At 53.9% G+C, this 12,083-nt stretch carries 13 protein-coding genes; 4 read left to right on the top strand and 9 right to left on the bottom strand.

Annotated elements, in window-relative coordinates; genetic code table 11:
- Positions 1-43: 43 nt before the first annotated feature.
- From OCV58_RS01465 to OCV58_RS01475, 3 genes are all read right to left on the bottom strand, one after another.
- Positions 44-820: a PhzF family protein gene (locus tag OCV58_RS01465; RefSeq protein WP_267312741.1), complete on the bottom strand. Its 777-nt coding sequence runs from the start codon at positions 818-820 to the stop codon at positions 44-46.
- Between the two features lie 93 nt (positions 821-913).
- On the bottom strand, positions 914-2,296 hold the full coding sequence (locus OCV58_RS01470; RefSeq protein ID WP_154876668.1) for an aminotransferase-like domain-containing protein: 1,383 nt from the start codon (positions 2,294-2,296) through the stop codon (positions 914-916).
- 22 nt (positions 2,297-2,318) lie between these two features.
- Complete coding sequence (locus OCV58_RS01475) at positions 2,319-2,726, bottom strand: PaaI family thioesterase (protein ID WP_154876669.1); 408 nt, start codon at positions 2,724-2,726, stop codon at positions 2,319-2,321.
- Between the two features lie 180 nt (positions 2,727-2,906).
- Between OCV58_RS01475 and OCV58_RS01480 the strand changes: the two genes are divergently transcribed.
- The 4 genes from OCV58_RS01480 (at position 2,907) to OCV58_RS01495 (ending at position 7,372) form a co-directional block, all read left to right on the top strand.
- A complete protein-coding gene (locus OCV58_RS01480) occupies positions 2,907-3,464 on the top strand; it encodes a DUF3793 family protein (RefSeq protein WP_154876670.1) in 558 nt (185 codons plus the stop codon).
- A 13-nt stretch (positions 3,465-3,477) separates the two neighbouring features.
- Positions 3,478-3,891, top strand: coding sequence for a flavodoxin (locus OCV58_RS01485; RefSeq protein ID WP_087477310.1), 414 nt, complete (start codon positions 3,478-3,480; stop codon positions 3,889-3,891).
- A gap of 224 nt (positions 3,892-4,115) precedes the next feature.
- Entirely contained in the window at positions 4,116-6,302 is a 2,187-nt protein-coding gene (locus OCV58_RS01490) for a PTS sugar transporter subunit IIABC (protein ID WP_154876671.1), read from the top strand.
- A gap of 176 nt (positions 6,303-6,478) precedes the next feature.
- Positions 6,479-7,372, top strand: a complete 894-nt coding sequence (locus tag OCV58_RS01495; RefSeq protein WP_154876672.1) for an Rpn family recombination-promoting nuclease/putative transposase — start codon at positions 6,479-6,481, stop codon at positions 7,370-7,372.
- 285 nt (positions 7,373-7,657) lie between these two features.
- On the opposite strand, the gene OCV58_RS01500 is transcribed toward OCV58_RS01495, so the two are convergent.
- The 6 genes from OCV58_RS01500 to OCV58_RS01525 all read right to left on the bottom strand — a co-directional run bounded on the left by OCV58_RS01500 (position 7,658) and on the right by OCV58_RS01525 (position 12,015).
- Positions 7,658-8,197: a 2-oxoacid:ferredoxin oxidoreductase subunit gamma family protein gene (locus OCV58_RS01500; RefSeq protein WP_087477307.1), complete on the bottom strand. Its 540-nt coding sequence runs from the start codon at positions 8,195-8,197 to the stop codon at positions 7,658-7,660.
- 1 nt (position 8,198) lies between these two features.
- Positions 8,199-8,942, bottom strand: coding sequence for a thiamine pyrophosphate-dependent enzyme (locus tag OCV58_RS01505; protein ID WP_087477306.1), 744 nt, complete (start codon positions 8,940-8,942; stop codon positions 8,199-8,201).
- Between the two features lies 1 nt (position 8,943).
- Positions 8,944-10,011, bottom strand: a complete 1,068-nt coding sequence (locus tag OCV58_RS01510; protein ID WP_087477305.1) for a 3-methyl-2-oxobutanoate dehydrogenase subunit VorB — start codon at positions 10,009-10,011, stop codon at positions 8,944-8,946.
- Between the two features lie 23 nt (positions 10,012-10,034).
- Positions 10,035-10,244: a ferredoxin family protein gene (locus OCV58_RS01515; protein WP_087477304.1), complete on the bottom strand. Its 210-nt coding sequence runs from the start codon at positions 10,242-10,244 to the stop codon at positions 10,035-10,037.
- A 29-nt stretch (positions 10,245-10,273) separates the two neighbouring features.
- Positions 10,274-10,951 (bottom strand): hypothetical protein, encoded by a 678-nt coding sequence (locus OCV58_RS01520; RefSeq protein ID WP_087477303.1) that lies wholly within the window; start codon positions 10,949-10,951, stop codon positions 10,274-10,276.
- A 632-nt stretch (positions 10,952-11,583) separates the two neighbouring features.
- Positions 11,584-12,015: a YbjN domain-containing protein gene (locus tag OCV58_RS01525; protein WP_154876673.1), complete on the bottom strand. Its 432-nt coding sequence runs from the start codon at positions 12,013-12,015 to the stop codon at positions 11,584-11,586.
- Between the last annotated feature and the right edge of the window lie 68 nt (positions 12,016-12,083).

Below are 12,083 nucleotides of genomic sequence, written 5' to 3' on the forward strand. Positions count from 1 at the left end.
GTATGGTATATCCTGTACGTCAGCGTCCCTGTATCCCCCTAATTTATACGTGCAGCTCCGCGACGGAATACAGGCAGGCGTATCCTGCCAAGGTCACGCGGCTGCCGTCAAGTTGGCAGTACAGCTCGCCGCCTCGTTTCGACGCCTGATAGGCCTTGATGTGATCTTTTCCCAGCGCCTTGGCCCAGATAGGCACGATGTGGCAGTGGCCGGAGCCGCAGACCGGGTCTTCGGCGACGTTGAGCTTCGGCGCGAAGCTGCGGCTCACACAGTCGTAGTCTGTCCCTTGGGCCGTAATGTGCAGCAGCAGGCCGTCTAAGGATTTCATGGCTTCCATATCGGGCATCGCCTGCCGCACGTCGTCTTCTGCCGGCAAGACACATACCAAGTCCCGTCCCATATACGCCGCCGCAGGCCGCGCGCCGATGACCGCCGCCATGGCGTCCGTCACGGGGATTTCCTTCATCTCATAAGCCGGAAAGTCCATGGACAGCCGTTCGCCGTCCCGTGAGACGACCAATTCGCCGCTCATCGTCTGAAAGCGGAATACCTGTTCTTCCGGCGCTACGAAATGAGCCAGCACGTAAGCCGTCGCCAGCGTGGCATGGCCGCACAAGTCGATTTCGCCGCCCGGCGTAAACCAGCGCAGGCGGTAAGCGTCGCCTTCCTTGACGGTAAAAGCCGTTTCAGACAGGTTGTTTTCCATGGCGATGCGCTGCATGAGTTCGTCCGATATCCACGAATCGAGGACGCAGACTGCCGCCGGATTTCCCTTAAACACTTCTTTCGTAAAGGCGTCGACAACATAACATTTCATCATATAGCCCTCCTTTGCATTCTCTGTACTGTCTTTACAGATTCATCATAGCATAGGAGAAATTTCCATACAATGAGAGAATTGTATGGCATACAATTACGGGCGCCAATCGTCCAGCATGGCTTTCAAACGCCGCAGCCCTTCGGCCAATTCATCGTCATCAGCCGGAGCAGTCACAGCCAGGCGCAGGCCGTGCTGCCGGCTCGCAGGCCCGACGGCAAAGTGGGCGTCGCCATATACGGCTACGCCGCGCCGTCTCGCCTCGGCTTCTGCCTGCGTCCCCGTCAGTCCTTCCGGCAGGACCAGCCAGCGGCTCAGACACTCCGAGCTTCCTAAGAGCGTATATCCCTGTAGGATTTCCTCGGCAATGGCATTCCTTCGGGCAGCCCCTTCACGACGGGCTGCAATCAGCGCCTCCGCTGCGCCGGACACGAGAAGGCGGGCCGTCAGCTCTGCCAGCAGTTCCGACTGCGATAGGTGCAGGCTCTGCACGATGTCCTGCAGCGTACCGGCATAGGCCGGAGGGCAGAGGATATAGGCCATGCGCAGCGTCGGCAGCAGTACCTTCGACAGGCTGAGGATAAAAAAGGTTCTCTCCGGAGCCAGGGACTGAATCGTCGGCAGCGGATCAGCGGCCATGAGCCGGGCCACGCCGTCTTCGATGATAAACAGCCCTTCGTCTTCGGCAATCTGGGCTATCGTGCGGCGGCCTTGTTCGCTCATGACGTGAGCCGTCGGATTTTGAAAATCCGGCACGACGTACAACCCCTTGATCTGGTGATTCTGCACGGCATAGCGAACGCCGTCGGCGCTCATTTCGCCCTGTTCCTGCGTGACGGGAACCAGCCGCACGCCCAGCAGCCTGGCGGCCTGCTTGAGTCCGGAATACACGAGAGGGTCTACGCCCAGCCGGTCGCCGGGACGGCACAGGGCTAGAAGGGAAGCGACAATGGCGTTTTGCCCGCCGTTCGCCGCCGTGACAGCCCCGTGCTCTCCCACCGCACCGGCACGACGCAGCAAGTCCAAGGCGGCCAGTCTGCGCCACGCCGCGCTGCTGCAGCCGTATTGAAAGAATGAAGGCGCCTTTTCTTCCGCCAGCATGGATTGCAGCGACGCGACGACGCCGTCGACGGCGATCGTCTCCGGCATCATCGAGGCCAGCTCGATCAGTGGCTCCGTCCCGTCCGGAGCGAGGGACAAATTCGTCATGGCATCGTAGGCCACAAAGGTTCCGCTGCCGATCACGCTGGTCAGCAGGCCCTTATCCGAACAGATGCGGAAGGCCTGCGACACAGTGCTGACGTTGATATCCAAAAAATCGGCCAGCTCCCGCTGCGGCGGCAGCTTCGTCCCCGGCAGCAGCGCGCCGGAGCGGATGTCGTCTTCCAGACGCTTCGCCAGCGACTGGTACAGGGGCCGTTCCTTACTCCATGCCGGCTTCCAGGACATGGGATAGGTTTCAAAGGAATTGACAGGCATAGGCGCCTCCTTTCTGCCGCGCTTATTTCGCCAGCATCATCTTCGCCGAGCTTTCAGCAGCGACAGAGCCGTCTTCGTGGACGACGCGCCCTTCTGCCGTGACCAGCCGGCCCCGGCGCGACGTAATCCAGCCCTCTACCTTGACCGTTTCGCCGATGCGTACGGCGCTGCGGAAGCGGATTTCCAGCTTCGCCGTATAAGCAGGCTTACCGGCCTTGCGGAACACGCAGTCACCCATGACTTCGTCTAGCAAGGTGCTCGTCAGCCCACCGTGCATGCGGTCGCCGTAGCTTTCGTGCTCTTTCTTCGACGTAAAGTAGGCCGTCCACACGCCGTCTATTTCTTTCATATCTAATTTTAACCCAATAGGATTCTCTTTTCCGCAGCCAAAGCACCAGCTTGTGTCGACGGCTGTCGTTTCCTGTGTCATGCAAATTCCTCCTTCCAGCGCAGATACTGCGCTTTACTTTATTATATACTCTCGCGACGCAGATAGCTATCCGCCATCCTTTTCCTTGTTTAATATTGAAAAAATATATCATTTATATATTGACATTTACTTTCATTATTGGTATGATATAGTCATCAAATGACGAAACGGAGGATGCGCATGAATATCGATGCTATATTAGTCAATCACTGTTCGCCTACCTTAGCGGGATTAAAGATGGGCTCGCTTCTCTGCCTCCCCCGCTTGGAATCTCGAACAGATTACGAAAAATTAATTGATAAATACAATCATATGTATAACCAAAAAGGTCTTCACTTCCGCATATTGTACGCCTGTCCCAAACGCACCCTGTTATATGTATACAGACCGGCAATGGTCGCGTCCTACGTGCAGAATCAGGCCGTCATGGCCTTTTTAACGCAGTACGGCTACGCCGCCGACGATGTCCTGGAGCACATGCTGGACCACCTGGCCGACCGGTTCCGCGAAGGCGGTTGTTTTCCCCATGAGTCCGGGATTTTTCTCGGATATCCCTTAGAAGATGTATGCGGCTTCATTACCCACAAGGGGAACCACGCCAAAATCTGCGGCGACTGGAAGGTCTACGGCGATGCCGACAAAGCGTCCCGTATATTCCGAATGTTCAGCTGCTGCCGGGAAGACTACATAAACAGATTTGCCGTTGGGACAACGTTAGAATCACTCATCGTAGCATAAGGAGGAATTTATAATGGTAGAAATCGTATATTGGAGCGGCACTGGCAACACAGAAGCCATGGCGCAGGAAATCGAAGCAGCCGTCAAAGCTGCCGGCGCCGATGTAGAATCGGTTCGTTTCGAAGATACAAGTGTAGATGCCGTTGCATCGAAGGACGTTATTTTGCTGGGCTGCCCGGCTATGGGCGCGGAAGTGCTGGAAGAAACGATCGTCGAGCCGTTCTTCGCAGAGCTTCTGCCAAAATTAAAGGGTAAAAAAGTAGGCCTGTTCGGCTCCTACGGCTGGGGCACGGGCGAATGGATGGACGTGTGGAAACAGCGCACGGAAGACGCCGGCGCTGTCGTCATCGGCACGGCCATCGTCAATGAAACGCCGGACAACGCCGAAGAATGCGCCGCGCTGGGCCAGGCCGCCGCGCAGGCATAACAAATCTCTTTTCAAGTTCATTCATACCTCTCTAACATATAAAACGAAAACAGCAGCGATTCCCGCAGAGTCGCTGCTGTTTTCTCATGCCTAAATATCTTCAGCATATAGAAAAGGTTTCATGGAATATGATACAATAAACACGATATTGTCATCCTCGCAGCCGCACGGCCGCGTAGATATTTCTGTCATTTTTTATATCCCTATTCCAAGGAGGAATCCGTATGAAAGACCAAGTTTTCAGCGTGCTGCAGGCCATCGGCCGAAGCTTCATGCTGCCGGTCGCCATCCTGCCTATTGCCGGTCTACTCCTCGGCATCGGCGCGTCCTTCACGAACGCAACGACCATTCAGACCTACGGCCTGGAAGGCGCCCTCGGCAACGGCACGCTCCTGCACTCGCTGCTCACCGTCATGAGCAGCGCCGGCAACGTCATCTTCGGCAACCTGCCGATCATCTTTGCCGTCGGCGTCGCCATCGGCATGGCGAAGCAAGAAAAGGAAGTCGCAGCCTTAGCGGCTATGATTTCCTTCTTTGTCATGCACGCCTCTACGAACGCCGTATTGAAATTGTCGGGACAAATCCTGCCGGACGGCTCTATTGCCGACGGTATTCTCGAAGGTACGATTGCCGATGTCTGCGGCATCTTGTCCCTGCAGGAAGGCGTATTCGGCGGCATCATCGTCGGCCTGGGCGTCGCCTGGCTCCACAACCGCTATCATAAAATCGTCCTGCCCAACGCCTTGTCCTTCTTCGGCGGCTCCCGCTTCATCCCGATTGTTTCCACCGTCGTCTACATGTTCGTCGGCATCGCCATGTGCTTCGTATGGCCTGTCGTACAAAACGGCATCTTCGCCCTCGGCGGCCTCGTCACCGGCACGGGCTATATCGGCACCCTGATTTTCGGCATCATCAAGCGGGCCCTCATTCCCTTCGGCCTGCACCACGTCTTCTATCTGCCCTTCTGGCAAACCGGCGTCGGCGGTTCTATGATGATTGACGGCAACCTCGTCCAGGGCGGCCAGAATATCTTCTTCGCCCAGCTGGCGTCGCCGAATGTCACCCACTTCAGCGCCGACGCGACGCGGTATTTCTCCGGCGAATTCATATTCATGATCTTCGGGCTTCCCGGCGCGGCCCTGGCGATGTACCGCACGGCAAAGCCGGAAAAGAAAAAGGTAGCCGGCGGCCTCCTGCTGTCAGCAGCCCTGACATCTATGCTCACGGGGATTACGGAACCTATTGAATTTTCCTTCCTCTTCGTTGCGCCCCTGCTGTTTTACGTGCAGGTCATCCTGGCCGGCGCAGCCTACATGATCGCCCACATGCTGAATATCGCCGTAGGCCTGACCTTCTCCGGCGGCCTCCTCGACCTGTTTATCTTCGGTATTCTCCAGGGCGAGGATAAGACGAACTGGATGTACATCATCCCCGTAGGCGTCGTCTATTTCTTCCTGTACTATTTCATCTTCACCTTCCTCATCAAGAAATTCGACTTTAAGACGCCGGGCCGCGAAGACGACGACACGGAAACGAAGCTGTTCACCAAGGCCGACGTCAATGCCCGCAAAGCGGCGGCTAAAGGCGGCGACTCCGACGGAGCTCCCGTCGTCGACGCCCTGAGCCAGACCATCGCCCGCGCCCTGGGCAGCAAGAAAAATATCACCGCCGTAGACTGCTGCGCTACGCGGCTCCGCTGCTCCGTCGCCGATTCGTCCCTCGTCAACGACGCCCTCCTGAAAGCGACAGGAGCCGTCGGCGTCATCAAAAAAGGGACGGGCGTACAGGTCGTATACGGCCCGCAGGTCGCCGTCATCAAAGCCAATCTGGAAACATATCTCGAAACGGCGCCGGACGTCGAGGCGGAAGAAGAAGCGCCTATGCAGGCGCCGGAACCACAGACAATAACCGCCACGGAGGAAGCTCCCGAAGCCGCTCCGGCAAATCCAGAAAATCCGGCTGAAAAAACGTACTTCAACTCGCCCTTTACGGGAGAGCTGCATCCCATTACCGACGCTCCCGACGAAGCCTTTGCCGGCAAGATGACCGGCGACGGATTCTTCGTCTATCCGACGGAAAACACGGTCTATGCTCCGGCCGACGGCGAAGTCACCTTCGTCTTCGACACGAAGCACGCCATCGGCATGACCACAGCCGACGGAGTCGAATACCTTCTCCACATCGGCATCGATACGGTCAAATTAAACGGCCAGGGCTTTACGGTCTTCGTGGAAGACGGTCAGGAAGTCAAGCAAGGCGACAAGCTCATGGAATTCGACGACGAATTCATCAAGCAGAACGCCCCGTCTGACGCCTGCCTGTGCATCTTCACCGACATGGACGCCATTCCCGAAGTCCATACCGTAACGACCGGCCAAGTCAAAGCCTTAGACAAAGCCGTTTGGTTTTGACGCGCGACCGTAAGCACTCCCTTCGGCTTTCCTAGCCCCGCGAAATATCCTGCCCTGCCAGGACACCGCGGGGCTTTTTTTATCGGCGCTCCTATAGATTCTTATGCTATATGAGAAAGGCCGCGCCTCTATATGGAATAAAAAAACCGTGATACAATATGTTTAAGGAGGTTCCCATGACGCGAGAACTCAACAGACTCAACGACGTATTTTTCAAATATCTCCTCGGCGATGAGAAGAAAAAATCGCTGACCCTGAGCTTTATCAACGGCATCTTAAACCGAACGGGAAACGACCTGTTTACTGATTTAGAATTTCTGGATAAGGAATTGACGCCCATCACCGAAGCCGGCAAGGTGTCTGTCCTCGACATACGGGCCCGAATGAATGACGGCTCTCAGGTCAATATCGAAGTGCAGGTCTGCAAGGACCCCGATATGGCCCGCCGTTCCTTATACTACTGGGCAAGAATGTACAGCGGCGCACTTCATAAAGGCGCGCCCTACCGCAGCCTGATGCCGGCCATTTCCATCAACTTGATGGACTTTAACGCCTTTGAGCAGTATACGACGTGTCATCACTCCTACCACGTACACAACGATGAAACCCACGACATCCTCATCGGCGATTTGGAAATGCATTTTATCGAGCTGGAAAAAATACGCATCGGAGACATTCGAAAATTGCGCAAGTCTGAACAATGGATCGCTTACTTTTCTCATCAATGCAGCGACGAACAACGGGAGGTGTTAGCCATGAGCGAACCGGCCATCAAAGAAGCGATGAACTGCGAAATGCATTTTACTCAGGATGAAAAGCTGCGCCGTAAATACGAAATTCAAGAAAAAGCGCGGCGCGACTACATTTCCATGATGTACAACATCGAAAAGGGCCGCGAAGAAGGCTTGGAAGAAGGACGAAAAGAAGGACAGGAACAAGAGCGGCATCGCATCGTCCTGTCCATGCTCCAAAAAGGCTTTCCTTATGAAACCATTTCCCAAATTACAGGCATTCCGGCTGAAGAAATCGCAGCCATCGCCCAATCGCAAGCGCGGCCAATCAAAGAATAACATCCCGCAGCAAAACAGGACAGCGACGCGCAGCCGCTGCCCTGTTTTTTCATTCCCAAATAGGATCAAACTGGCTGATGGCCGTAACCGTATCGACAAATCCTTTCAATAATAGTGATGCCGATGATAAAGATCAAACCGACAATCAAACTTCTCAACAGGTATATCTCTCATTAATCAGAAAAAAGAAAATCCCGGTGCTGCTATGCAAACAGTACCGGGATTTTCCTGTTATTAGAAACCCGCAAAAAGGTTTTCTGCTATGTAATTATAGTCTAGCGTTCCTTATCCTTCTACGCAGGCAATACCGCGTTTTAAGGCTTCCATGTTCAGCGGAACGAGCTTTGCTTTCTTGCCCGTGAACATTTCATGGATCATGTTCTCGATGGTTTCTACTTTCAGCACCTTCGTAGCCGCTACGTATGCGCCGAGCATAACCATGTTGCTGACCTTGGGATTGCCCAGTTCGCGGGCAATGTCGTCGCACGGTACATAGTATACCTTGACGTCGTCACGGTCTACCTTGTCCGGCACAATGCTGCTGTTGATGAACATAATGCCGCCTTTTTGTACGTGCGGGCCGAATTTTGCCAATGCCGCGCGGTTCATGACCACGACTTCCGACGGATATTCTACCAACGGGGAACCAATGCGTTCATCGCTCAAAATAACCGTACAGTTCGCCGTGCCGCCGCGCATTTCCGGGCCGTACGAGGGCACCCATGAAACCTGCAGATCTTCTTCTACCCCTGCTTCTACAAGGTTTTTACCGATAGACATGACGCCCTGGCCGCCAAAACCGGAGAGTATGACTTCGTGTTTCATATTATTGCACCTCCGCATCTTTAATTACGCCAAGAGGATAGTACGTAGCCATATTTTCCATGAGCCACTTGTTTGCTTCATGAATATCCATACCCCAGTTCGTCGGGCAGGCGGCTAATACTTCGATAAAGGTAAATCCGTCGCCGTTCATCTGACGTTCAAAGGCTTTCTTAATCGCCTTTTTCGCTTTCATCAAGTGTGGAATATCGACAACGCAGACGCGTTCTGCATAGACGAGGCCGTCCAATGTCGACAGCATTTCTGCTACGCGCATCGGTTTGCCCGCCTGTTCTACCGTACGGCCCAAGGGAGCCGTCGTAGCGCGCTGGCCAATCAGGGTCGTCGGAGCCATCTGGCCGCCCGTCATGCCGTAGATTGCGTTGTTGATGAAGATCGTCGTGAATTTTTCACCGCGCATGGCAGCGTGTACGATTTCTGCCGCGCCGATGGATGCCAGGTCGCCGTCGCCCTGATAGGTGAAGACGGGGACGTTCGGATGGGTGCGTTTTACGCCCGTCGCTACGGCAGGCGCACGGCCGTGAGCGGCTTCCAGCATATCGCAGGCAAAGTAGTTGCCGGCGAATACGGAGCAGCCTACGGGGCATACGCCGATAGCCGTCTTGATCGCATCCATTTCTTCCAGCGTTTCCGCAATTAATTTATGCACGATACCGTGGCTGCAGCCGGGGCAGTAATGTAATTCGGTATCCTGCAAGCCTTTGGACTTTGCATATATAGTCTTCATATTATTTTACCTCCCCCATGACTGCTTCTGCCTTGGCTTCGATTTCCGAAACGGTCGGGATCATGCCGCCCAACCGGCCATAGAAATCGATCGGTTTCCGGTCGCCGACGGCAAGCTTGACGTCTTCGACCATCTGGCCGGCGCTCATTTCTACATCCAGGAATACCTTAACCGATGCCTGTTCGGCAATTTCTCTCAGGCGGGCATACGGGAACGGCCACAGCGTAATCGGGCGGAATACGCCGGCTTTGATGCCTTTCTTACGCAGGTTTTCCGCAACGGTAATGGCAATACGGGCCGGCGTGCCATAGGCCGTGAAGACCAGCTCTGCGTCTTCCAGCATGATTTCTTCCCAGCGTACTTCGTTCTTTTCGATTTCTGCGTAAATCTTCAGCAGCTCTTCGTTGTGCTTTTCGCACGACGGGGCGTCGATGAGCAGGGAGTTGATGAAGTTGTTGTGGTCACGGTCGCCGCGTCCGCTCGATGCCCAGTCTTTCGGCGGCAGGGGACGCTGTTTGTGTTCTTTCCATACGATCGGTTCCATCATCTGGCCGATGAGGCCGTCTGCCAGGACGACGACAGGCGTGCGGTACTGATCGGCAATATCGAAGGCTTCCTGTACGAGGTCAACGGCTTCCTGCAGGTTGGCCGGAGCCAGGACCGGCGTACGATAGTCGCCGTTGCCGCCGCCGCGGGTTGCCTGGAAATAGTCTGCCTGGGACGGCTGGATGGAGCCGAGGCCCGGGCCGCCGCGCATGACGTTGACGATAACCGCCGGCAGCTGTGCGCCTGCGGCGTAGCTGATGCCTTCCTGTTTCAGGCTGACGCCCGGAGACGACGAGGACGTCATAGCGCGAACGCCGGAGCCGGCCGCGCCGTATACCATGTTGATAGCTGCTACTTCCGATTCAGCCTGTACGAACACGCCGCCTACCTGAGGCATTCTCAGCGACATATATTCAGGGATTTCATTCTGCGGGGTAATGGGATATCCGAAGAAACCGCGACAGCCTGCACGAATTGCGGCTTCAGCTATAGCTTCACTGCCCTTCCAAATTTCTCTTTTCATGGAACAGTTCACACTCCTCTTTGTTAGTCCTTTTCAATAGTAATGATCGAATCCGGGCAAATTCTTGCGCAGCTTGCGCAGCCGATGCAGAGCGATTCATCCGTGCAGTGTGCCGGCCGGTAGCCCTTAATATTCGTGCCGTCTTCTAAGGCCAGAATCTGTTTGGGACATACGGTGATGCACAATCCGCATCCTTTACAACGCTCTTTTCTGAAAGTCAAATGCATTGCCATAGGTGTTACGTCTCCTTTCTTTGCGGGTGTCATTCCCAAGGTTTCTTCATGTACAACTGCATAGGGAATACAGGATATACTAAATCCGAAACCCGATCTGCCAAATGCAGGGGGACAGCGTGGCAGACTACGGGGATTCCGGTTAATACCGATACTTCCTGGGCCATCTTCGCGCCGGCAACGACGTCTTCGACGTCTGTCAGCTGGCAGCAGTGCGTATTGTTGATCAGGCCATCGATTTTCAAGCCCGACGACTGTTCAATGGCCCGTACATATCGTTCGGCTTTTTCCGCCGTATCCGATAAGGGCCGATTGGCATTGACGACACACAGCACGCGAGCTCCGCATCGCTGAAGATCATGACGATAGCGGGCCAGCACTCTGGCTCCCGACGGGTCGCCGCCAATATCTAAAATGCCGTATAACTCAGGATTATCAAACAAAGCAAATACATCGGGCGGCATAGACGGCAGGTCGGCGTCGACATGCATCTGCGAGCTGGCTATGAGCCGGCCGCCCCGTTCTTCTATCATATCCCGGCATTCGCGTGAGCGAAAATACGGGTCTACGACGTCTAAATCGGCCAAGGCAAAGGGATGTCCTTTATCGGCCAAGGCCATTGCCATATTTACGGCAAGTTCCGTTTTGCCGCTGCCAAAGTGCCCTACGATAACCGTAAGACGCGCGGCATCTATCCAATTATCCATGGTGTAAACTCCTCATTTATTGGGGAATCCATAAAAATCCTTGAATCCGTTCCCTTATTCTGTCATGTTAAAAGAATTGGTTTTCTCATTCTTAAATATTGTTGTACATTTGCTTTAAGTGTACATTGTATCATGACCATTTGGTATTTATATTATACCTTAAATCGAAGGCTTTCGCAAGACAGATTCAAGTAAAACGTTCATCTTATGCAAATTGAATCTAGCTATATTTCACTTATTGCATTGAAAACATAGCCTCTCTCAGGTAATTCCATTATCTAAGTGAGAATAAAATCCTCTGGAAGTAAATCTTGATAGAGAAATATTATGTAAGTGATCATGTAACATTCTAAAGGTATTAGAAAAACAAAAAAATCGATTATACACATAGCATAATAAGAAAAAATTTCAGCATTGACTATATGCCGAAAACTTGGTATACTCAGCGTGTAGACTGAAAAGTATGCAAAACACAACGAGCCCCTTCAAGAGTGCCATCTTGAAGGGGCTCTTGCGTTGTTTACGGCCAACGCCACGCCGAGGCTAGTTGCTTAATATCATAACAGCAAAACGGGCTTGCCCGCGCGATTGCGCGAAGCAGGCCCGTTTTTTATGCACTGCACTATTCGCTTTTACTGCCAAACGGCCTTCATCGTGTCTTTGTACGATTCGTTCAAGTGGTTGATGATGACGTTGAACATGGTGTAAATCATGTCGCCGTCGGCTTCTCCGTCCTTGAACAATACGCACGTGTCCATGACGAGGTTGCCTTCGTCGTCGGCGTAGTATTTAAAGGACTTGTACTTCTTATTGTAGCCGTTCATGAGCTCCAGCACGGCTTCCCTATTGTCATCGCGCAGGGCTTTCGGCGCGACGAGAATGCGGATCATGCAGTAAATGCTGCTGTCCAGGATGACCAGCGTCGGAAGCTGGTTGCCGCCGACGTCGATGTAGGAGCGGAAGACGACGGTGTTCAGCGCATCGTCCTGGATTTCGTCGACCGTAAAGGCCGCGATTTGTTTTTCTTTTAAATAGTCTTGAAATAATTCTGCTTTTTTGTTCATGGGAATCCCATCCTTTCTCTTACAGCAGCTGGGAGCCCTATCATGCAGGGCCCCTGCTGCCATGTAGT

Source organism: Megasphaera stantonii (assembly GCF_025567065.1).
GTDB lineage: Bacteria > Bacillota > Negativicutes > Veillonellales > Megasphaeraceae > Megasphaera > Megasphaera stantonii.